This window comes from Microbacterium salsuginis (assembly GCF_012524205.1).
Lineage (GTDB): Bacteria > Actinomycetota > Actinomycetes > Actinomycetales > Microbacteriaceae > Microbacterium > Microbacterium salsuginis.
Map to the genome: position 1 here is coordinate 379,318 of NZ_JABACI010000001.1, position 20,000 is coordinate 399,317.

Consider the following 20,000-nt stretch of genomic DNA (forward strand, 5'->3'; position numbering starts at 1 on the left):
CTTGCCCGCCTCCCTCGGCTCGGGCGAACCCGTGTGCCCCGGTTACGCTGGAGCGTGGCCCTCTCCGCTCGCACACGCACGCTGCTCACCTGGCTGCCGGCCGCGGTGCTGGTGCTGATCATCGGCGGCGTGGTCCTGGCATCCCTCGCCATCCAGGGCTCGTGGTGGACCGAGGAGCATCCCGCGGCGTCCGAGGACCAGAAGGCGTCGGACGGATCGAGCATGCTCACCGACGCGGGCTTCGACTACGTCAACGTCGAGGGGGTCGTGCGCGTGCGGGTCGGTGACGGCGGCCTGTCGGCGACCGAGCTGGGGCTTGCCGCCGACGGCGAGAAGTCGGCGGAGTTCCGTCGTCCGGTACGGGCGATCGTGGCGGCGGGCGAAGAGGTGCACATCCTGGACGACATCGCGGCGCTCAGCGCGAGCTCGCAGGGCGATCGCCTGGTCGCGGTGACGCTGACTCCCGATGTGGTGCGCGGCTGGGCCGGAGCAGTCGGCTACCTGCGGGCGCTCGGTGCCGAGTTCGGGTGGGATGCCGCCCAGCTGGACTCGCTCGAGGAGGACCTCGCCGAGTTCAACCGGTCCGGCGAGGGCGAGACCTTCACGGCGACGATCGGTCCGTCCTCGGGCGGCGCGGCCATCGCCTCTGCAACCCTCGAATTCGATCGGGCGACGGGCGCGACGCCCCTCACGATCACGTTCGAGCCCGCGCCGGAGTGAACTGGCCGGCCGGCGCCTGGCTGGAGCTGATCCTGCGTTGTGCCGGCTACAGGACTTGAACCTGCCAACCCCCGTGTGACAAGTTCGGGTCGACGCCCTGCGTTGTGCCGGCTACAGGACTTGAACCTGCCAACCCCCGTGTGACAAGTTCGGGTCGACGCCGTGCGTTGTGCCGGCTACAGGACTTGAACCTGCAACCCCCGTTTTCGGGATGCCGCTGCCCATCACTTCCCTATCGTGCCCGTGATCAGGCCTTATCGACTCGTCGAGGCGCTATCGAGTGCCCACCAGTTCCCGGCGTGTCCCGCCAAAAACAGCGAGTAAACCGCGGATACCTACCGGGTTCCTCGGCGCGCTTGAGCGCCGGCCACCACAGCTGCGACGTCGAGTCCCAGCGCATCGCAGAGCGCGTCGAGCTTGTCGATGTCGGGGACCCGAGTGCCGCGTAGATACTTCGACACCTGCGACTGTGAGATGCCGGCCGCTGCGCCGAGTTGGCCTTGGGTGAGACCTGACTCAAGCCAGGCGTCGTCGAGGATCTTGGCGACGAGCTGAGAGAGCTCGGCCGTCTGGCTACCCCCGGCTGGCACGGTGCCGAAGGTATCGTTCCCGTCTCGGTTCGATCCCTCGACGCTCGGCCTAGTTCATTTGAACTAGCATCCTCCAAGGAAAGCGCGATCCGACACGCGGAGCTGGGGGCGCTCAAGCAAATGAGTCGGGGGACTCGATCACAGTGCGCATCATCATCAACCAGGCCGTGCTCGACAAGCACCACGAGCAGCACGGCATTCTCCGGCTTACGGCACCGGCGGTCGACCGTGCCCATCCGACGATCGCGCACCTCGCCGCGCTCGCCGTGCGGCTCGGCCTTCCGCTCTCCCAGATCGCGACCGTCGAGCCGCTGCCGGCGTCACGCGGCGATACGGCGGATGATCCGGTGAGCGGTGAACGGGTCGTGGGCCTGGCCCTCGTGTGACGCTGCAGCGCGCGCGAGCAGCTGGTAGTACCTCGCAGGCTTCAGGCCGAGATCGCGGATGATCGCCACTTCCTTGGCGCCGGTGTGGCGTGGGTGGGCGCGTTCAAAGTCGAGCAGTGCGTCGGGTCGCATCGAGAGACGATCCTGCTGGACGCCTCCGACATCGGCGCAGAAGGTTTACTCCCACGCCGAGGCGTTCGGCGGCGCCGTCTCGGAGTCCCAGAGGATGACGCTGTAATCGCGGGTGCGGATGCTGTCGGCCGTCTCGACCGAACCCGCACCGTCCGGCACCCATGACGTGACGACGAGGACGCTGAGCGACTCGTGTGAAGGATCGCTGTAGATCGTCTTCGCAATGATGTTGCCGACCACGACGAGCTGCTCGCGGTCGATCGGCTCGGAGCAGATACGGACGACGGCTTCGTAGGTTCCCGGCTCATCTACGGACGCGATGATCTGTGGGGGCCCGAGCTGCACGACACCGGGTGGAAGGGGGGCGCCGTTGGCGGCCGCCTGGATCTGCGCCCCAGTCTCGTCCGGCGCCGGCGAGCTCACATCTGTAGTGCATTCGTCGGGCGCGTGGCCCGCCTCTTCAGCCGGCTCCGTGGTCGGGCTCGCCGTCGGAGATTGGCTCGGGGTGGCGTCCGCGCTCTCTGAGGCTTCAGGCTCTGCCTGCGGCGCCGCGCAGCTTGTGATCCCGAATGTCACCGCGAGGGCCAGAACCGTGAACAGGCTACGACGCATGGACCTGATCCTATGACGAGCCCCTTCCGCGCTCCTCCGCTCCGCGTAGCCTGGCTGGCATGGAACGAGCAGACTTGTTCACCGCTCAGTTTGATGAGGTGAGCGACAACGGCCGGCGCCGCTTCATGGTGGCCACGGAACTCCGCGAGCGGGAGGCGGACGGCTCGATCCCTGCACGCGCGTGGTTCAACGGCGAGGAGTTCGAACTCGACGCCGAGGATGACGATGGGATCACGATCTACGTGAGGCAGTTGTGAGCGACGCGATCGACGACGGCGCGCAGCTGCGGTGCGCACGCTGCAGTGTCCTCATGCGTGACATCCCGGGCGGGTGGGAATGCCCCGCCTGCGGTCATACAGTGCTTCCCGCGATGCCCGTCGACGTGCCGCCACGGTTCCGGGGTCCGTCGATCCACGGCGGATGACCCAGGCCTAGGCGAGCGGCCTGATCAGGTCGGGGTCGGTGGGGTTTACGGTGCGTGAGTTGTTCACGCGGCGGTCCACCTCGTAGGTGCGGATGGTCCTGGCGATCGATTCGGAGCTCGCGGTGAGTGCGTCGAGCATCTCGAGTCGGTTGTGCTTCGAGGCGGCCGTGTCGCCTGCGACGGTGAGGGACTCGATGTTCAGCCAGTCCTGCCAGAGATCCTCGGTCAGGAACGCTGGCATCCGGTCGTGGACCTCCCCGGACGCGTCGCGCGCCTCACGGGTGACGACCACGAACACCCGCTGCGGTTCCCCGTCGACCTCGGCGGTCCAGGTGAGGCCGGCGGCGGCCAGGACGCCGTCGCCGTGGATGAAGTGTGGCTGCTTGTCACCCTTCGGACCGGTCCATTCGTAGTAGCCGATCATCGGGACGATGCAGCGGGCGTTGGAGAACGCGCCGGTCCAGAAACCGGTGGCGAGCTTCTCGATCCGCGCGTTGATGATCGGTGCGCCCTTCGGCCGGTTCGGGGGCTTGGGCCAATCCCACCGTGCCAACGTGATCGACCGTTCGATGGTGCCCGCGTCGTCTGCGCGTTCCCGAACGATAGGTGCGTTCTGTGTCGGTGCGATCGAGTAGGAACCGGTCCAGTCCTCAGCGCGCCCGCCCTGGGCCACGAACTCGGTGATGAGGTCGTTGGTCTCCTTGTTCATCGCGAAACGTCCGCACATGCTCGCAGGCTACGTGTACGCGTGGTGGACATGCCAGTCCTCGCCGGTGCGGAACACGTCGAAGACGAGCGACTCACCGTCAGTGTTGGTGGCTTGGAAGCGCCACCCGTAGAGGCCGTGATGGTTCTCAAGGGGCGCGGTTCAGATGGACTGGCGGAGGCGTGTGGGGGTGTCGGTGATGCGCCATCGGCGGCCGGCGTAGACCATCCGGGTGGGGACGTCGTTGACCATCCATAAGGTTGCTTTGTGTTCGAGATGTGTCACCGTCATGGGTTAAGACAATAGAACACACATTCGATGATTGGTACCCTGTACCCTCTCGGCCGGAGGAAGGATTCCGGCTACCCGTGACCAAGAACCGCCGCTACGAAGCGCACTACGACGCGCTTAATGACCAGCGCATCGCCGAGGCTGCCACCTCCGTGACGCTGCCCAATCTCGCCTACGGCCCCGAACCCATCCACTGGGCAACGCCGCGCGATCGGCCCGCGGTGTGGGCCTGGATCCAGTGGGAAGGGAAACCCGCTGAGCGTCTCGCCGCGGTCGCCACAGGCTGGAACGACCGCGTCGTCATCGTGGAGTGGTACAGCGCGGCCGGCGCGCGCAACACCGTCGTCTGGCGGAACGCAGTCACAAGGCGTGAGCAGCATGGCGAACCCCGGACATGAGCTCGCCTGCTACATCGGAAGTCACCGGTATCGTGCGTGGCATGACCGAACCTCCACGCCGTCCCCCAGCAGCGGTACTCACGGAACTGCGCAGGGAGGTCCGCTTTCACTGTCCCGCCGCGACCGCATCAGGCTCGTGTGGTAGCCCGTACCTCACCTGGCATCACTTCGATCCGCCGTGGCGAGTTGAGAAACATCATCGGCCAGAGGGAATGATCGCGCTTTGCCGGGAGCACGCCGACAAAGCGGACAACGGCTCGTACACGGACGACCAACTCCGCCGATTCAAGCGTTCGGGCGCATTGAACGAGACAGAGGTCAGAGGCCGATTCGAGTGGATGCGGCGAGATCTCGTAGCAATCCTCGGATCCAACGTCTTCGTTGACACGCCTGTGCTCCTTTCCTTCGACGGCATCCCAGTGATCTGGTTTCGTCGAAACGAGAACGGCGAGGTGATGGTCAACTACCGGATGCCCTCTGTGTCGCCGCGGACGACGATTATCAACAACGTTTGGGATGTTGATCAGGGCGATATTGACGAAGTCATCTGTCCACCAGGCGCCCGAACGCTCGAGGTCCGCTACACCAACGGGGACATCTTCAAGGTGGAGTTCTACGCAGCCGAGACTGCCGAAGATGCCATTCGGCGTTTCCCGCGCGTGGGTCCTCGGCACAAGCTGCGAGGCCTCTCCTACCCGTCAACCTTCGTCACGATCACCGACGTAGCTCAAGAAGGAAGGATCCGCTTCCACGAAGATCGTGTCTTCAAGCCGATCCAGGGCCACCAAATCGCGTCGTCATGGTTCGAGTCCTGCGTCGTCGGGATAGCCGTCTCGGGTGAATCGCCGGAGGCGCTGGCGCGCGACGAGCGGCAGCATCGGGTGTGGAAAGAGGGCAGAACCCCTGCAGTACGTCAACGATTGATCGAGGAATGGCTCGACGAGTTCGACGCGGAGCGCGCGGCAGCCGAGATCCAGCAGGCCGTCGCGGTGCGCAGGTCACGCTCGCGTCCGTGAGAGAGGTCGAGGGCGCCCCAGACAGCGTCCGCGAACGAAAAGACGCCCCTCGATCAACGTCCGTGGACGTTGATCGAGGGGCGTCTACGGCTACGCGCCATAGTTGTTCGGTGTCGAGCTGAGCCCGATGGGAAGGCCGTCGGCCAAACCCATCGCGCGGCGGATGGGGTTGATGAGTTCGCAGAGAAGCTCGTTTCCGACGAGCGTCGACCCGACTAGGGGATGCGACTCCAGCAAGGGGTCCGCGGGGGAACCGGGCTTCGGCAGCCCCTCGATCCCCGAGTCCATCCAGTCCTGGAATGCTGAGGCCGCCTCGCCGAGCTCGAGAGAGGACACGATATAGAGCTTGTTGGTCAGGCTCTGTACCGTTTCCTGTCTCGCTCGAAGCTCGGAGAGATGCTGCTGCGTAAGCTCGCCTTTGCCGACCGCGCGGAAGATCTCGTTGCCGAGAAACCGCATGAACTCGTTGGCGGCATCGAAGTACTCAGCAGCTCGAACGGTTCTCTGCTCTCGCAACCACGAGGCTGACTCGTGATCGTGGGCAAGGTTCGCCAGCTGCTCCTGGTGCTCGCGGTTGCCGCGATCCAGCTCCACCTGGTGTCGTCGGTTCTTCGCGTCGAGCTCCCGCTGCAGCTTCCGCCCCTGCGCAGAAACCACAAAGGTGACCACGATTGAGGCTCCGGCTGCTACAGCCGCAAGGCTCGCAGCCAGTGCCGACAGATGATCCGCTTCCATCGCCGGAGGATACCGCGCCGGCGATCGCTACGCCCAAGAGGGTGAGGACCATGCCGAGAATCATGCCCAGCCCGAAGATCCAGACGTAGGCGATCTCGGCGCTCACGGGAGCACCGTCGCCGGGTTGCTCCAACTGTCGCCGTAGTAGACGCCACCGGGTGTGAGGATCTCGGCCACGTACTCGTCGTGATCCTCGGCGGCGACATCCGCGAATGACCTGCCCGACGCAGTCAGATCCTCGAGGTAGAGCCGGTAGACGACGATCGACGAGAGACCGTTGACTTGCCCGATCGATGCGGCCCCGAGACGCACGAGCCTGTTGAGGGCGACGAACGATGCCGGCGCATCGGTGGTGCCGATGCCGGCGAAGAACGTGTACGCGCCGCCACTTCCGTCGCGTCGTTCGACCGGGCCCAGCCGAAGGCCTGACGCCGAGGTCGGCGCGTACGCCTGGCTGCTCGTCGACGTGGGCCCAACTGTCAGCCAGCGGTCGCCGGCGGTGCCGACCGGGTTGCCCTTTTGCAGCCCCGCGAAGTGGTGTGGGTTCGACGCGTACGGGCCGATCCGGGTAACGCGATACCAGGCGCCGAGGTAGTAGTCGTGCGTCGGGTTCGCGTTGATGAAGGCCAGCAGCTCCGCGCTGCCGAGACTGATGTCGACGGGCTCGTACGGCGACGCCTGCGCAGAGAGGGAGTTCATCACATGGATGCCACCCTTGGCCGTCAGCTCGGCCTTCATCTTGACCGATCCCGGCGCGATGGCGTTCGTGATTGTCGGCGACCCCGGGTCGCCCCCGATGGTTGCCGCCGCGAGCTCTGCGGCAAGGTTCGCCACCGGGCCGCTGACGGCAGGGAGCGACTCGAGCGGCGCGAACGGACTGCCGGGGTAGATGAGCACCAGCGGACCGGCGCTCACGTCCTGAAGCAGCGTCGACGCCTTCGGGGTCGGCACGCCCTGGATCAGGGTGCCGGGGATCCTCAGAACGGATGGCATGGTTCCTCCTACTTCGTCTCGGCGATCAGTGCCACAAGCAGGCGCGGATCTGTGCCGCCCTCGAATGTGGGCTTGAGGACGATCCGCATCCACTTGCCGTAGCCGACGAGGGAACGGGACTGCGCGGACGGTGCGGCCGACATCATGGCGAAGTCGGCACCCTCCCGTGTCAGCGCTTCGACCTGATCGAGCGGCACGTCGTACCACCGCGGCTTCGTGAGCCGCTGACCAGTGGTGTGCATGACGGCGAACTGCAGAACGGGCTTGAGCTGCCACGACGTTGGGGCGCCGAGGACCTGCTCCACACCGACGGTCCACCTGCACTCGTCGGAGAATCCCCAGTCGAACTGTGAGACCGGGAACTCGTTCGCGACAACCGCCGACGTCGACGCGTCCGCGCGCAGTGCCATCGTCGAGTCGGCTGCGAGGAATACTTGCGTGCGACCAGCCATGCTCACGCCGCCTTTCGGATCGAGACGACCACGTCATCGAGGATCGCCCACACGTCGCCGGCCTCATACCCGGTGACCGTGGGGTCACCCGCGGTGATGTTGAAGCCGGGGTTCAGCCCGCCCCCGAACGACCGCTGCGGGTCGGTTGCGCTGTACTGCGGCGGCTCCGCCCACGGGCGATACCCGAACGGGACGAGGTCGATGAGCTGGTCCGCGACCTGCAGCGAGTCGTACCTGCCCCATCCGTCGTTCGCCCACAGATCAAGCGTGAGACGGCAGTATGTCGCGTTGCGCTTGTCCTCGTTGAACCCGGGAGCAGCCGCCCCACCGACGGTGCTGTCGAGCCACTGATGAACCGAGAGAGACTGATTCCCGATCCCCCACCGCTGGAACCCCGTCGCCGGGTCGATCCCGACACGGGCATTGAAGTACGAGCGGCCTTTGTAGTTCGGGTTCGTCTCCCAATCGCTCGGGAGTACCCACTCCTGCGTGTCGAGGTAGACGTTGAAGCTGCCGAACGCCCGCGCCGACGTACCACCGAGCGCCATGTGCCACGAGATATCGAGGTAGCGGAAGCCATCCTCGGTGATCGGAAAGTCACGGGAGAGCCGGTTGTACGACCCTGTGCCGCCGTGCCGCCAGTTCGACCGGACACCCGGGTCGGTGATGTGAGCGGGTACCGTCCTCGCCGACATGAGCAGCGACCGTGCGCCCGACAGCGCACGCTCCGACGTCAGCGACATCGGGTTCCGCACGGTCGAGGTGGTGTCGTTACCGGCGATGTGGTCGGCCCACCGGCCGAAGCCCTCCTCGAAGTTGTCGAACGCGAGGATCTTCCCGTCGAGCACCTGCTGGTCACGCTCGAGCGAGCGGGCGGTGCCGATGTCCAGCAGTGAGCCGGCGTTCTCCCTGACACGAGTCCATGTCGTCATCAGTTCTCTCCCATCAGGGTCTCGATGTGACCGCTCGCCAGGTCGACGCGCTGCCAGAGGATGAAGTTGCCCGGCCAGACGAACGGCTGGTCGGGGCCGGTGTAGGAGTGCAGGAGATTCGCGAGCGCCCACTTCGTGGTGGTGTCGAACTGGCCGGTGCTGTCGAAGCCGAGCGCGTAGCGGTTGCCTTCCGCGTCGGCGAGGTAGAACCCGCCATCGCCGTCATCGATCACCGTCAGCCGCGGCATGCCCTTACCGTGCGCCGATCGCATAGTTGCTTCGGCGATCTCGCCGTCGACGTCGAACCCGACCTTCGACGGGCGACCGTCGGCGTCCCCGAGGAACCCTTCGTCGTCGGGAAACTCCGGCGCGACAGGCAGCGAGGTCGACACGTCGCGCGTCGCCAACATCTCGTCGACCGCGGCTGCAGCTGCAGCGGGAGCAGTCTGCTCCACGACGGTCTGTGCTTGGGACGCCGATGCCTGTGCGGCGGCGGCCGCGGCGATCGCGGCGGCGACCGTGTCGGGGTCAAGGCCCGCCGCGAGGACCGCGCCGAACTTCGACGTCAGGAGTGTGACGAACGCGCCGGACTTGAGGATGACCTGGGGCGGGTCGCCTGGGACACGGAAGTCGGGCAGCACGCCGATGCTGCTCGAGCGCAGGGTCGGGATGCCGGCGCCCGACGCCGGATCCGTGATCGGAAGGGGTGTCGCGAACGCTGAATCGTCGCTCGCGAACACCTGGAACGTCGCACCGGTCACGAGTTCGTCGGCGTCCGGGTTGTATGCGATCTGCGAGTCGAACTGATCCTGGATGGGCATCTCAGCGGCTCCTCTCGGAAGGGGCGAACGTGATCGTGAGGGCCGCGGCCAGCACGGCGGCGGCCGCGGCCCAGCTGGGCATCAGGCGGCCAGGGCGTACTTCTGCTGCTGACCGTTCGCGAAGATCGCGATCGCGCTCGACAACGCAGTGAGCCCGATCGAGAGGCCCGTGACGATCTGCGTGTTCACGTCCTCGCTGTAGAACCCGAGGATCACGAGCGCCGGCGAGACCACGGTGCCGAGCGAGTAGACCGCACCCCGCACGATCGCCCAGCCTTGTGTTGCCCAGTCCGCGATGCGGACGTTGACGAGGTTCAGCAGCGACGCGACTGCTCCGAGGATCGCGCCAGAGATAATGAGCACCTGCTCCCACGTGCCTTCGGTGCCGTAGCCGAACATGATGGCTAGCGGCGCGATCGTGACCAGGAACGCCTGGATCAACTGGCGACGCTCAGGGGTGAACCAAGTGGCGATGTTCTTCATGATGACCTCCTCAGGTCAGAGGGTTTTCGGTGTCTTCGATGGACGGGTGGCGGCCAGGCTCGACGCCCAGCGAGCGCAGCTGATACCGCAGGTGCGCGGCGTGCTCCTGCCACGCGATGCGGCGGTCTCGTTCTCGGTCGGCGCGGGCATCCGCTGCCCGCTCCCCCGCCTCGGCTTCGGCCTGCAGGGCGAGGGCGTGGTCGCGCTGCGCGATGATGTCTTCGCGCCGCTTGTCTTCCTTGCCGGAGACGCCCTTGCGGGCGAGGGACACGACGGATGCGATCTCTCGGATCGCGGCTCCGATGCCGCCAGCGCCGAGCACAGCGACGAGTACAGCGATCCAGTTGAGTTCCACTGTGTTGCTCCCCGGGTCACTCGTGACGTTGGACGAAGTTCGGCGTCTTCCTCCGTAGTGCTTCGGCCATGCGTGACCGGAAGTCGTTGTGGTCGGGGTCGGTGGCGAAGATCTGCAATTCAGCCCATCGGCGGATCATCAGGCCCATCGCGACAAGGACGAGGGCGACTGCGACAGATGAAGTGATGCTGGCGAAAGCGAACCGGCCGAGGACGACGAAGTAGATCAGGATCCCGAACGCGGCGAGCACGGTGGCGGGGACCTCGACCATCCATCGGCGGAGTAACCGACCTGTGAAGCCGACACCGCCCCCGGCGAGGAGCAGGAAGGCCCACACGCCGACGAGCCACGGTGCGGAATCGAGTTCGTCAACGACGGTCGCTGGTGTGGCGGTGAGGGCGTACACGCCGCCCGCGAAGACCGCGGCGTACACAACGAGGTCGATGATTCGGATGATGGCCTCAAAACGCCGGCGGCGCGTCGTCGGCACGGGGTACTTGTCCACGATCACTCTCCTGTCAGCAGCGGCCAGGCCCACGTCAGCTCCCAGATCACGAGCGGCACGAGCAGGGCGAGCAGGATGGACGGCGGCCACGGTCCGCGCCACCACGACGTGCGGCGGCGCGGACCGGTGTGCTGGTAGTTCGGTCGCATCAGAGCGCTCGGTAGTTCTCGGCGTTCGCTCGCTGCAGCGCGGCCGTCATCACGGGCCCCTGCTGGTCGTTGCCGACGTAGCCCCAGCGCTTGCGCAGCCAGTTCCCGATCGACCCGTAGCCGGAGTTCGCGATCCACCGGGCGAAGCCGGCCTTGGAGCCGGGACCCCAGTCGTTGTCGATGCGGCCCTTGTATCCGCCGAGGCGTGCGATCTTCTGGAGCCCTCGGACGTCGCCGATCATGGCGATGGTGTCGACGGACACGCTCGGGTAGACGGACTGCGCAGCGGGCCGGTGGAGCTCGGCGTAGTACTTCTCGTGCCCTGCCTGCGTGCCGCCGCCCCAGATGCCGTCGATCTTCCCGGAGTACCAGCCACGCGACTGCAGGAATGCCTGGTAGCGCTTGTACGCCGCGATGGTGGCGGGGCCGCGGCGACCGTCGACGAGGAGGTGCTCGCCGCGGGTCGCGTTGAGGAACGCCTGTTCCTGCTCGACCGTCTTCGAGTAGGGCGGGAGGCCTGCCACGTTGCCGGGCTTGCCGATCCAGTTGCCTGGATCCATCCACTTCCACTCGTCTTGCGCGACGCCGTTGAGCCAGAATTCGGTATGCAGGTGCGGCCCCGTCGACCGGCCGGTGCTGCCAACCGGGCCGATGTGTTGGCCGAGCGAGACGTGCGCACCCAGCCCAACGCCCGCGAGGCTGTCGAGGTGGCAGTTCATCACCTTCAATCCGTCGGCGCGGGTGATGGTCTTGGTGAGACCGCCGTTGCCCCAGGTGCCGACGAAGGTGATGACGCCTGGCGTGATCGCGGGCACCTGGACGCCGCGGGCTTTGCCGAAGTCGATGCCGGTGTGACCCGGGTACGTCGACGGGTTCGAGAACGGCATGGGCATGCGTGTCATGGCTCAGCCCTCCCTCTCGAAGTCCGCCGCGGTGGGCGTGTATTGGTCGGGTGTTTCGCCGTAGCCGGTCTCGCCGGCTTCGTCCATCGCGCCGAGGTCCGGCTGCGGGGTGCTGCTTTCGGCCATGGCCGTGTCCTTTCATGACGAAGCCCCCGGCGGATGCCGAGGGCGGGGAGGTTGCGAGGGTGAGGGTCAGCTGCCGGGGGTGACGAAGGATCCGCCGCGCCCGACCCTCAGCTCGGCGATGGCGGGGAACGCCCCGGCCTTGCCGACGTTCACGGCTGCGGCCGCGGGGAAGGCACCACCCTTGCCGACGTACAGGCTCGCGAGCGTGCGCGCGCTTAGGCGGGCGGAGAGCGGGCCCCAGCCGTAGTCGTTGCGGCCCTGCGACCAGAAGAACCACTCGGTCGCGGGAGTCAGTCCGCCGACGACGCTCGTGCCGCTTGAGCCGACGTAGAACTGCGGGCCGGCCGGGCTCGTGCCGTACCCGATCCGCCATTCACGGATCGGAGAGCCACCGTCGGTTGTTCCGGAGAACATGTACCGCATCGAAGTCGGGCCGATCTGGTCTAGGCCGATCGGGACGGGCGCACCTGGAGGCTTCGGGATCCGGCCCGGCGCGCCGATGGAGCCACCGTGCCACTCGTCGATGGTCCCGTATGCAAGATGCATCGAGAGGCCTACGGACGGCCCGAAGCCGTTCGCGTCGTGGCCGTACCAGCGGTCCGCGACGTGGTCGTGCCACCGCTGCGCGTTCTGCCCATAGCCGCCCGGAAGGAACGGGTTGCCCTCGTGCCAGCCGACACGGCCGTGCCCGTCGGCGTACGCCTCCTGGATGCCATAGCCGCCGAAGCTCGACCCGGTCGACCCCGCCGGACCGTTCGCCGCGCGGAGCCAGACGCGCATGAGAGAGCGATTGTTCCCGACCTCTTGCGCGACCCAGTCCGCCTCGAGCCAGAACTGCGTCGACGGAGAGGACTTCACAATGCCACCGATGCGTACGGTGCCCATGCTCGCCTCCGTCCTACGGCTTCGCCCAGAGCAGGTTCTCGGAGTACGGAGGAGCGGTCGCCCCGACGTACACCGAGTCCGGAACCCATGTCGGCAGCCCCAGGGCGTTGAAGCCGAGTACCCAGGTAATGCCTTGCACCCACACCCGGGTGCCGATGCGTGTCAGGTAGTCGCGAACGAGCAGGCTCTTCGCCGCCATCCCGCCGTCGCCGTGCCAACAGCGGAGGTCGATGACCTCCTGCGGCGCGGTCTGTCCAGCCGCGAACCTGACGAGCGCGAGAGGCTGGTCGTCCTGCGACCCTGGCGAGTCCTCACGACCGGCAGGGATGGCAGCCGTCGACGCGCCCTGGACGAGGACGGGGATCGTCTCCGAGGTCGTCCAGTCGCGGCGCAGTGCGATTAAGTCCCAGCGGGAGCCAGACCCGACCGTCGCGCCGACGAGCGACACCGGAGCGTCGGAGTCGTCGAGGATGCCCTGGCCGGCTGCGCGCCCGGGTGCGACGAGGACCTCGCGATCGCCGGAGCCGAACGACACGGCGTAGGCATCCGGTCCGAACACCGAGTACTGCGCGCCGAGGTGCGACGTCAGCACCGCCCAGTCGGCGTAGTTGACGGTCCCCTCGTACCCCTTCGAGATGATGGCCACAGTTACCTCTTCTCCAGACCGCGCACGGCGGTCGCAACGTGCCTGACGAATCCGACGAGACGCTCCGTCGGGTCCTCGATCGCGAGGCCCACTTTCGGGACGGTGTCGAACCCGCCGTTGGTGTCGTGAGTGATGTCGACCTGGCTGATGACGTCCTCGACGTCGAGCGCGCCGACCTGCACGCGCACCTTGTCGCCGAGCTCGTAGCCGTCCGCGAACCGGAACCATGACGTCTCCCGCAGCGTCGCCGTGAGGCCGGCCTTGCCGCGGTGCTTCGCGAGCTCCGCCCACCCGTACGGGGCGAGGTCGGCGCCGGCCTCCGCGTTGCGGGCGTCGACGTAGATCTCGAGCGCGACGCCGAGCTCCGCTTCGAGAGCCGTGTCGATGACGAGCGCGAACTCGCGTGCGGTGCCGTCGCCGCGGCCGCCGACGATGGCACGGGTTGCGGTCGGTGGCTGATGCACCCACGACCACCGTCCCAGCACCCCGGACTGAGGGGTGATCGGGCGCGGGAAGACCTCACCCTCGCGGACGTCGACGAGCCAGCGGCCCGTCGTGTCGTCGTACTCGTGGGTGAGCTGCAGTCGGTCGTTGATCAGCGGAGGCATGATCTTGTCGCCGAGCTCGTGCATGCGCAGCTCGAGCGGAGCCGTCGCCGGGTCGCCGCGGCCGAGCGACGGGGCGACGTCCCAGGGACGTCCGAGCCGGGTTGCGTTGGCGGCGATCGCGGCCTTCGCGTTGTCCTCCGATGTGCCCGTGTACCGGGCGTACTCGGAGGCGTTCTGCCCGGTGATCGGCGCGCCCGGCACCTGCCAGCCGAGCATGTTCGCGAGGTCCTGCCAGTCGTCCTGCACCGGCACGGTCACCGTCCCGAACGGGGCATCGTCCCCCGTAACCGACCCGACGCGACCGAGCACCAGTCGACGCCGGCTGAGCACGAGGTTGTCGATGGTGACCATCCACACCGCGCACCGGATGCCGTCCTCGCCGACCAGCGTCGGCACGATGGCGTGATTGTCAGGCAACGTCAGATACGCCGACGATGCCGCGTTCCACCGCAGCGTCGCCCTCGTCTTGGCGGGTGCGACCTGGCGGACGAACGCGTTCGATGAGTCGAGGAACTGCGCGACGATGAACCGGCGGCGTGCCATCAGAACGCCCTCCAGTACAGCGGCACGAGCTCCGCCCGCACCCTGCCCGCGCCGGCCGCGGCAATCACCAGCGGTGACGTGCCACGAGCGGGGACCGGGGCGAACATCTGGAACCCGAGATCTCGGGTGACGTCGATCCCGTTGAGGGTCGCGTACTGCCCGGCCGGATCGGTGTCGATGATGAGCGTCGACCCGTCCGGGATCGGGAACGGTACCTCGATGATTGCCCCGCCGACACCGAGCTGCACCTCGGATGCTGGGCCCTGCACCGTCCACACCAGGTACGCTGGCTCGTTGCCGGGGTTCTGGATCGTCGCCTGCTGGAAGGTCGCCGACGGCGAGACGTAGAAGCTCGGTGCGCCCGCGGGCGGGATGAAGTCCTGTCCTTCGTCTGCACCGAACTCCTGCGCGACTGGCCGTCCCCGCCACAGCGGCCGCGGTGCCTCGAGCTGGATCCCGATGACCGCGAACCCGGTGACGAACGGGTCTCGGTGGAACGAATACGACCCGTCGAACACACCCGTCAGCGGGAGCGTGCGCGTGTCCTTCCCTTCCCCGACCGTCCACGTGCCGGTCTCAACCGGGTGGAACGAGTCGAAGAACGCACCGTGCGCGGACTGCCAGTCGTCGATGCTCGACGCGCGGAACAGCAGTGGCCAGTACACCTCCCGTTCCGGCAGCGCGTAGCCGAGCAGCTCCACGCCGGCGACGAGCGGCGACGATGATTTCTGCACGTCCATGCGGGGCATGTGGAGGCCTTGCACACCCGGCGCCAGCCGAGGATTCTCGGCCAGCGGCCGGGTGAGCGGCCACACCGATCCGTCGAACCCCGTCCACGTCATGCGGCGAGGCCGGAAGTCCCCGAGGCTCTCGCCCGGCGACGCGGCCGGAGCTGCGAACACGATCGGCATACGAACCCCCTATGTTGGCGGCAGCACGTCCAGCGCGCGGGTGAACTGGAGCTTCTGCTCGCGCGCCTGCTCCCGCGGGTCGAACGCGTAGTTGTTGCCGTTGTGGATGATCTGGACCGGCGGTGGACCTGGTCGCCGCCCTGTCGGCGGTGCCCCGCCTGTCCCTCCCGGGCCGTCGCTGACCGACAGCATCCGCTGCATGGTCTCCATGAGGATCGCCCAGGAGCGCGCGGATCCGTCGACGGGGATGAACGACTCATCGACATCCCCGCGATCGCCAGTGACCCGCCAGGTGTTCGGCGGGACCATCTGCGCGATCGACTGCATCGGCGTCAGACCAGAGCGCAGCCCACCGCCCGCCATGAACTCGACGAGGTTGCCTCGAGCGTTGGAGAGCGCACCGCGCCCACCCCCGCCACCCGCGTTGATCGCGTCGATGTACATGTTGAAGCGGCGACCCGCGTTCTTGCGGATGAACGCCTCAACGGAGTTCTGCGCCGGCGACGTGTCCGCCGTCATCACGGTCGACACCATGCCCGGCACCGCACCGTACGTCGCAATCAGGTCACGCGCCTGCTGCTCGGTGAGCCCCATCTGAGTGAGCTGCCCGACAAGCGCGCCCGTCGCCGCGTCGTACCGACCCTTCAGCGCGTCCTGCCCCTCACCGGCAGCCGCGGCCGCAGCGAGCTCCGCCTCCAACGCCGCCACCGAGTTCCGGATCTGGCCCTCGAGGATCGCGCCGGAGGACGACGCCGCGAGGTTGGCGAGGTCGACGCCCTCGAGGGAGAGCCTCGACCCGTCAGCCGCGTAGCCCACGGCCGAGAGGTTCTCGGCCAGGACGAGGGATGCGTCGTTCAGGTAGCCCATCGCGACGGCACCCTCGCCGAACTCGTTGAGTCGGTCGCGGGCGTCCTCGATGGTGCCGATCCAGTTCTCTCGCATGATGTCGGCGGCGGCCGTGGTCGCGTCCTCGAAGCCGCGCATCTCCTCGACAGCGGCCTTCAGCTCGCTCGTGTCCTGGTTGAACGGCCACGGCAGCTTGCCGAGCACGTCCGCGATCGAGTAGACGAAGTCCGCGAGCGGGCCCGACACGAAACCGCCGAGCGCTTCCGTGCCGGTGGCGACACCCTCGACGACGCCCACCCCGAAGTCGAGGCCGGCGTTCGCGAGGTCGAGGATGAACTGCATGACCGGGCCACGGTTCTGCGACACGAAGTTCGCGAGATCCCCGAGCGGCTCGGAGAACGCGGCCGCGAGCGCACCCTGGATGCCCTGCGCGGCGACCTCGATGTTCCGCTGCGCCTGCTGGATGCGGGTCGCGTCGTTCGCGGCGAGGGTGTCGAACATGCGCTGCGCGGCGCCGTCGACGCCGTTGAGCTGGTCGACGGCGGTGGACAGGTCGAGGGCGAGGATGGAGTCGCCGAGGTCCTCCCACTGGGCGCCGATCAGCGCGACGCCGGCAGCGTTCCGAGCGACCGGGTCCTCGATGCCGCGGAGGCCGTCGAGGATCTGGTCCAGTCCCTCACGGGCGGATGATCCGCCGGCGGCCATCTTGGCTGTCATCTCTTCGGCGTTCAGACCGATGAGGCGGTAGCCCTCGGCGCTGCTCTCCGACGCGTCGGTCGCGCGAATCTGCAGCTCCTTGAGCGCGTCGGCGACCTTGTCGCTGTTGAACGCGCCGGCGTCGAGGCCCTGGTTGATGAGACCGAGAGCTTCGTCGCCAGTGAGACCGAGCCGGGCGAACAGCGCCGGGTACTCGGTGAAGGTGTCGAGGAGGTCCTCGCTGCGGTTGACGCCTTCACGTGCGCCGGTGGCGAGGATGTCGAACGCGTGGTCTGCCGAGCGGGCGACGCCAGACGACAGCATGACGGTGACGGCCTGAGCGATCGGTCGGATGTCTTCGCCGAGAACGTCGGCGATCCCCGAGAGTCCCTGCACGACGCGCTGTGCGTCGCGGGTGCTGGCGTCGGCGTCGATGATGTTGAATTGCAGCGCGAGCCGCGCAGTGTCCATGTTCGCTTCGATCGACTCACCGAAGACGTTCGCGTAGGCCTCGCCGGCAGCGCGGCCCAGGCGCAGCGCGTCGGCTTCCTGCAGGCCGGTGAGCGCGGCGAGACGGTCGAAGCGCGCCTCGATCGCGAGGCCTTCCTCGAACCCCGAGCGCACGGCACTGCCGACGCCCTCAGCGAGCGGTGCGAGTGCACCGGCGATCGGGATGCTGGCGAGCGCGCCGAGGATGCCGCCGACGATCGCGGACCCGGCGTCGAGCCCACCCTTCTCGCCAGCCTGGCCGGCCTTGTCGGCGACGGCGTCGAGCGCTTCCTCGGCCGGGACCGTGTTGGCGTCGACCTCCATGACGGCCTTCGCGGCGCGCAGACCGTCGAGGCTGCGCTGCACCCTCGACAGGTTCGCCTCGGCACGGCTGATCTCGGCGGTGACCTCGACGTTCGGCGACACCGACTTGAGGTAGTCGAGCCGCTCGTAGACGCGCATGAACGACTTCTCGGCGCGCTCGATGTTCGCGTCGACGGTCGCCATGGTCTTGGCTGTGACGATCCGCTTCGCGGCGGTCTCGACCCGGTCCATGCCGGCGAGGGCATCCTTCTCGTCAGCGTTGACCTTCGCGACGATCGGCTTCTTCTCGATGCGTTCGCCGGAGGCCTTGACGTTCTTCTCGGCCCGGGCCACGTCCTTGTCGTCGGCGGTGATCAGCACCTCGACCTCTGCGGCACGGAGCGCAGCCATGGATCACCTCCTGGTGAGCGCGGCTCGGAGCCGAGAGTTGGAGTCGATGAGCGAGAAGATCGCGGCGCGGATGCTGAGCCACGGCCCGGCGAGAACGACCGGGTCGTACAGGTCGATGCCGCGGTCCTTCAGGTCAGCGACGACGAGCCGCCAGTTCGACAGCAGCGCGTACCAGGACCCGTCGACCTCCACCGCCGGCTTGTCGCTCGACCCCGGGCGCACGGGCGCTGCGGGTGGCGACGGGCGCAGGTGTGGCGGCAGCGGCCGGTAGTCGGTGTACCAGCCCTCGGCGTCCGGCGCACCGATCCCGTACGGTGCGAGATCTTCCGGTGTGACGTCTTCCGGGGCCTTCACGCTTTTGGGTCGGCATCACCGGCATCCGCGGGCTCGTCGACGTCGCGCTTGGCCCACAGGATCTTCGCCAGCGAGTCGGCGTAATCCTTGCCGCGCGCCCAGTAGAACACCGCGTAGTACGCCGCCCGGTCGATCGTGACGCGGTCGAGGCCAGCCTCGTGCATCTGCGCCCACGTCTCGCCGAGCGCCGGATGCTCGTCGGCGCCGATGGTGTCCAGCACTCGCTGGATTTCCTCCGGCACCTCGGTGACGCCCTTGATCATGCCGAGTCGGATCTCGCCGCGGACCGCGGCCGCGGCGATCTTCTTTCCCGCCTCCACGCTGGGCGGGCGCACCACGTAGGTGCACCCGCGCAGCGTGAGTTCGAGGCTCGGCGTGACCCATTCCTCGAAGTCGGTGAAGGACATCCGAGGATCAGGCTCCGCGCACGAAGGTGTACGGCGCCGCCGAGCCACCCGGCGTGGTCACGACGACGGGCACCGCGCCGGCGTCACCGACGGGCAGCACCGCCACGAGCGAGCTCGCGTTGATGATGATGAACTCCGACACGGGAGCCCCGTCGACGGTCACCGCGGTGGCGTCGAGGAAGCCGCTGCCGCTGATCGTGATCAGCTCGCCGTCGAGCGCACCCTCCGGCGACACGAACGACACGGTCGGCGCGGTCGAGCCCCAGCCGGTGAACGGGTTCGCGATCTTCTCGTACGCGCCCTTGCCGGTCAGGGTGACTGCCCACCGCTCGGCGCCGGTGTTGCCGGTGTTCTCACGGTTCGCGTCGACGCGGGCGAGGAACCGGCCGGCGTCGTTCGGGTTCGCGACACCGACGTCGGGCTTGTGGTAGAACCGGCCGTCGATGACTGCGCCGTCGCGGGAGTCGCGGCTGGCGGCAACTATCCGCTCGAGCTCGGGCAGGTACAGCCCGGTTGCGAGAGAACGGTTGCCGAGCACGGTGAAGCTCGTTGCGAAGCCGCGGGAGTCGACGTCCTCGTTCGTTCCGCCGCGGTCGTCGTAGGTGCCGACGTCCGAGGTGATGGCGGGGAACGTGGGATTGAACCCGCTCATGCGGCGGACCGGCTGCCAGACGGGGTCGCCGTAGCTGCCGAGGTTCAGGTCGAGTCCGTACTCGAAGCTCTTGCCGAGCGTGGTGCCGGCGGGGAGCGGGACGTGGGTGCTCATGATGAGGCCTCCGGGTTGTCGAGGATGATTTCGTAGTTCTCGGTGCGCTCTTCGCGACCGTTGTTGTCGGCCCCAAGCGGGGTCATGGAGATACGACGGATGTCGTTGATCCCTCCCACCCGGGAGAGTCCGTGGAGCACCGTCTTCGCAAGATCCGCGAGGCGGTCTGCGCTGACGCGCTGGTACTTGGCGCCGCGGATGCGCAGCTGCGCGCGGCGGGTCGAGATGTCTTCGTCGGTGGTCCCGTAGACCCGGACGCCGATCGCACGGTCCGGGTCGGCGCCGATCGCGCCGTAGAAGATCCCGACCTCGTTGGCGGTGTAGTCGGTGCCGTCTTCGCGGAACGCCCAGCCGGGCAGCCGGGCGAGGAGGCGGCACAGGCGGAGAGTCAGGGTGGCGTCATCCAC

At 67.6% G+C, this 20,000-nt stretch carries 29 protein-coding genes; 5 read left to right on the plus strand and 24 right to left on the minus strand.

Annotation, left to right across the window (positions count from 1 at the left end):
• Window positions 1–54: 54 nt before the first annotated feature.
• Complete coding sequence (locus tag HF576_RS01745; RefSeq protein WP_168911055.1) at window positions 55–720, plus strand: hypothetical protein; 666 nt, start codon at window positions 55–57, stop codon at window positions 718–720.
• Window positions 721–1,055: 335 nt separating this feature from the next.
• Here HF576_RS01745 and HF576_RS20210 read toward each other — a convergent pair whose 3' ends face one another.
• Entirely contained in the window at window positions 1,056–1,310 is a 255-nt protein-coding gene (locus HF576_RS20210; protein WP_168911056.1) for a helix-turn-helix domain-containing protein, read from the minus strand.
• Window positions 1,311–1,453: 143 nt separating this feature from the next.
• Between HF576_RS20210 and HF576_RS01755 the strand changes: the two genes are divergently transcribed.
• A complete protein-coding gene (locus HF576_RS01755) occupies window positions 1,454–1,696 on the plus strand; it encodes a hypothetical protein (RefSeq protein WP_168910751.1) in 243 nt (80 codons plus the stop codon).
• Here the strand turns inward: HF576_RS01755 and HF576_RS01760 are convergent.
• Complete coding sequence (locus HF576_RS01760) at window positions 1,631–1,828, minus strand: DUF3263 domain-containing protein (protein ID WP_168911057.1); 198 nt, start codon at window positions 1,826–1,828, stop codon at window positions 1,631–1,633. The genes HF576_RS01755 and HF576_RS01760 overlap by 66 nt on opposite strands.
• A gap of 45 nt (window positions 1,829–1,873) precedes the next feature.
• On the minus strand, window positions 1,874–2,251 hold the full coding sequence (locus HF576_RS01765) for a hypothetical protein (RefSeq protein WP_168911058.1): 378 nt from the start codon (window positions 2,249–2,251) through the stop codon (window positions 1,874–1,876).
• A 248-nt stretch (window positions 2,252–2,499) separates the two neighbouring features.
• Here HF576_RS01765 and HF576_RS01770 point away from each other — a divergent pair, with 248 nt between their 5' ends.
• Window positions 2,500–2,697, plus strand: a complete 198-nt coding sequence (locus HF576_RS01770) for a hypothetical protein (RefSeq protein WP_168911059.1) — start codon at window positions 2,500–2,502, stop codon at window positions 2,695–2,697.
• Window positions 2,698–2,871: 174 nt separating this feature from the next.
• Here the strand turns inward: HF576_RS01770 and HF576_RS01775 are convergent, their stop codons facing one another.
• Window positions 2,872–3,591: an SOS response-associated peptidase gene (locus tag HF576_RS01775; RefSeq protein ID WP_168911060.1), complete on the minus strand. Its 720-nt coding sequence runs from the start codon at window positions 3,589–3,591 to the stop codon at window positions 2,872–2,874.
• Window positions 3,592–3,938: 347 nt separating this feature from the next.
• Here HF576_RS01775 and HF576_RS01785 point away from each other — a divergent pair, with 347 nt between their 5' ends.
• Both HF576_RS01785 and HF576_RS01790 read left to right on the plus strand, forming a co-directional pair.
• A complete protein-coding gene (locus tag HF576_RS01785) occupies window positions 3,939–4,259 on the plus strand; it encodes a hypothetical protein (RefSeq protein ID WP_168911061.1) in 321 nt (106 codons plus the stop codon).
• A gap of 41 nt (window positions 4,260–4,300) precedes the next feature.
• Window positions 4,301–5,275 carry a hypothetical protein gene (locus HF576_RS01790; protein WP_168911062.1) on the plus strand — a complete coding sequence of 325 codons (975 nt, stop codon included), beginning with the start codon at window positions 4,301–4,303 and terminating at the stop codon, window positions 5,273–5,275.
• Between the two features lie 90 nt (window positions 5,276–5,365).
• On the opposite strand, the gene HF576_RS01795 is transcribed toward HF576_RS01790, so the two are convergent.
• The 20 genes from HF576_RS01795 to HF576_RS01885 all read right to left on the minus strand — a co-directional run bounded on the left by HF576_RS01795 (window position 5,366) and on the right by HF576_RS01885 (window position 20,000).
• Window positions 5,366–6,010 (minus strand): hypothetical protein, encoded by a 645-nt coding sequence (locus HF576_RS01795; RefSeq protein ID WP_168911063.1) that lies wholly within the window; start codon window positions 6,008–6,010, stop codon window positions 5,366–5,368.
• 102 nt (window positions 6,011–6,112) lie between these two features.
• Window positions 6,113–7,003 carry a hypothetical protein gene (locus HF576_RS01800; RefSeq protein ID WP_168911064.1) on the minus strand — a complete coding sequence of 297 codons (891 nt, stop codon included), beginning with the start codon at window positions 7,001–7,003 and terminating at the stop codon, window positions 6,113–6,115.
• 8 nt (window positions 7,004–7,011) lie between these two features.
• Complete coding sequence (locus tag HF576_RS01805; RefSeq protein WP_168911065.1) at window positions 7,012–7,455, minus strand: hypothetical protein; 444 nt, start codon at window positions 7,453–7,455, stop codon at window positions 7,012–7,014.
• 2 nt (window positions 7,456–7,457) lie between these two features.
• Entirely contained in the window at window positions 7,458–8,387 is a 930-nt protein-coding gene (locus HF576_RS01810) for a hypothetical protein (RefSeq protein ID WP_168911066.1), read from the minus strand.
• Window positions 8,387–9,208: a hypothetical protein gene (locus tag HF576_RS01815; protein WP_168911067.1), complete on the minus strand. Its 822-nt coding sequence runs from the start codon at window positions 9,206–9,208 to the stop codon at window positions 8,387–8,389. The genes HF576_RS01810 and HF576_RS01815 overlap by 1 nt, the downstream gene beginning before the upstream one ends.
• 81 nt (window positions 9,209–9,289) lie before the next feature.
• A complete protein-coding gene (locus HF576_RS01820; protein ID WP_168911068.1) occupies window positions 9,290–9,691 on the minus strand; it encodes a hypothetical protein in 402 nt (133 codons plus the stop codon).
• 10 nt (window positions 9,692–9,701) lie between these two features.
• The gene (locus HF576_RS01825; protein ID WP_168911069.1) at window positions 9,702–10,046 is read right to left on the minus strand and encodes a hypothetical protein; all 345 of its coding nucleotides are present in this window, start codon (window positions 10,044–10,046) and stop codon (window positions 9,702–9,704) included.
• A gap of 16 nt (window positions 10,047–10,062) precedes the next feature.
• On the minus strand, window positions 10,063–10,551 hold the full coding sequence (locus tag HF576_RS01830) for a hypothetical protein (protein WP_168911070.1): 489 nt from the start codon (window positions 10,549–10,551) through the stop codon (window positions 10,063–10,065).
• A 2-nt stretch (window positions 10,552–10,553) separates the two neighbouring features.
• Window positions 10,554–10,700: a hypothetical protein gene (locus HF576_RS01835; RefSeq protein WP_168911071.1), complete on the minus strand. Its 147-nt coding sequence runs from the start codon at window positions 10,698–10,700 to the stop codon at window positions 10,554–10,556.
• Window positions 10,700–11,602, minus strand: a complete 903-nt coding sequence (locus HF576_RS01840) for a M23 family metallopeptidase (protein ID WP_168911072.1) — start codon at window positions 11,600–11,602, stop codon at window positions 10,700–10,702. Before HF576_RS01840 ends, HF576_RS01835 begins: the two co-directional genes overlap by 1 nt.
• A 3-nt stretch (window positions 11,603–11,605) precedes the next feature.
• A complete protein-coding gene (locus HF576_RS20530) occupies window positions 11,606–11,728 on the minus strand; it encodes a hypothetical protein (protein ID WP_277348800.1) in 123 nt (40 codons plus the stop codon).
• Between the two features lie 66 nt (window positions 11,729–11,794).
• Window positions 11,795–12,613: a fibronectin type III domain-containing protein gene (locus HF576_RS01845; protein WP_168911073.1), complete on the minus strand. Its 819-nt coding sequence runs from the start codon at window positions 12,611–12,613 to the stop codon at window positions 11,795–11,797.
• Between the two features lie 13 nt (window positions 12,614–12,626).
• A complete protein-coding gene (locus HF576_RS01850) occupies window positions 12,627–13,259 on the minus strand; it encodes a hypothetical protein (RefSeq protein ID WP_168911074.1) in 633 nt (210 codons plus the stop codon).
• 2 nt (window positions 13,260–13,261) lie between these two features.
• On the minus strand, window positions 13,262–14,410 hold the full coding sequence (locus tag HF576_RS01855; RefSeq protein WP_168911075.1) for a Gp37-like protein: 1,149 nt from the start codon (window positions 14,408–14,410) through the stop codon (window positions 13,262–13,264).
• Entirely contained in the window at window positions 14,410–15,321 is a 912-nt protein-coding gene (locus HF576_RS01860; protein WP_168911076.1) for a hypothetical protein, read from the minus strand. Before HF576_RS01860 ends, HF576_RS01855 begins: the two co-directional genes overlap by 1 nt.
• A gap of 9 nt (window positions 15,322–15,330) precedes the next feature.
• Window positions 15,331–18,066, minus strand: a complete 2,736-nt coding sequence (locus HF576_RS01865) for a phage tail tape measure protein (protein ID WP_168911077.1) — start codon at window positions 18,064–18,066, stop codon at window positions 15,331–15,333.
• A 3-nt stretch (window positions 18,067–18,069) separates the two neighbouring features.
• Window positions 18,070–18,420, minus strand: coding sequence for a hypothetical protein (locus HF576_RS01870; protein ID WP_168911078.1), 351 nt, complete (start codon window positions 18,418–18,420; stop codon window positions 18,070–18,072).
• Window positions 18,417–18,827, minus strand: coding sequence for a DUF7426 family protein (locus HF576_RS01875; RefSeq protein ID WP_168911079.1), 411 nt, complete (start codon window positions 18,825–18,827; stop codon window positions 18,417–18,419). The genes HF576_RS01870 and HF576_RS01875 overlap by 4 nt, the downstream gene beginning before the upstream one ends.
• A 7-nt stretch (window positions 18,828–18,834) precedes the next feature.
• Entirely contained in the window at window positions 18,835–19,593 is a 759-nt protein-coding gene (locus HF576_RS01880) for an IPT/TIG domain-containing protein (RefSeq protein ID WP_168911080.1), read from the minus strand.
• Window positions 19,590–20,000, minus strand: a complete 411-nt coding sequence (locus tag HF576_RS01885) for a phage tail terminator protein (protein WP_168911081.1) — start codon at window positions 19,998–20,000, stop codon at window positions 19,590–19,592. Before HF576_RS01885 ends, HF576_RS01880 begins: the two co-directional genes overlap by 4 nt.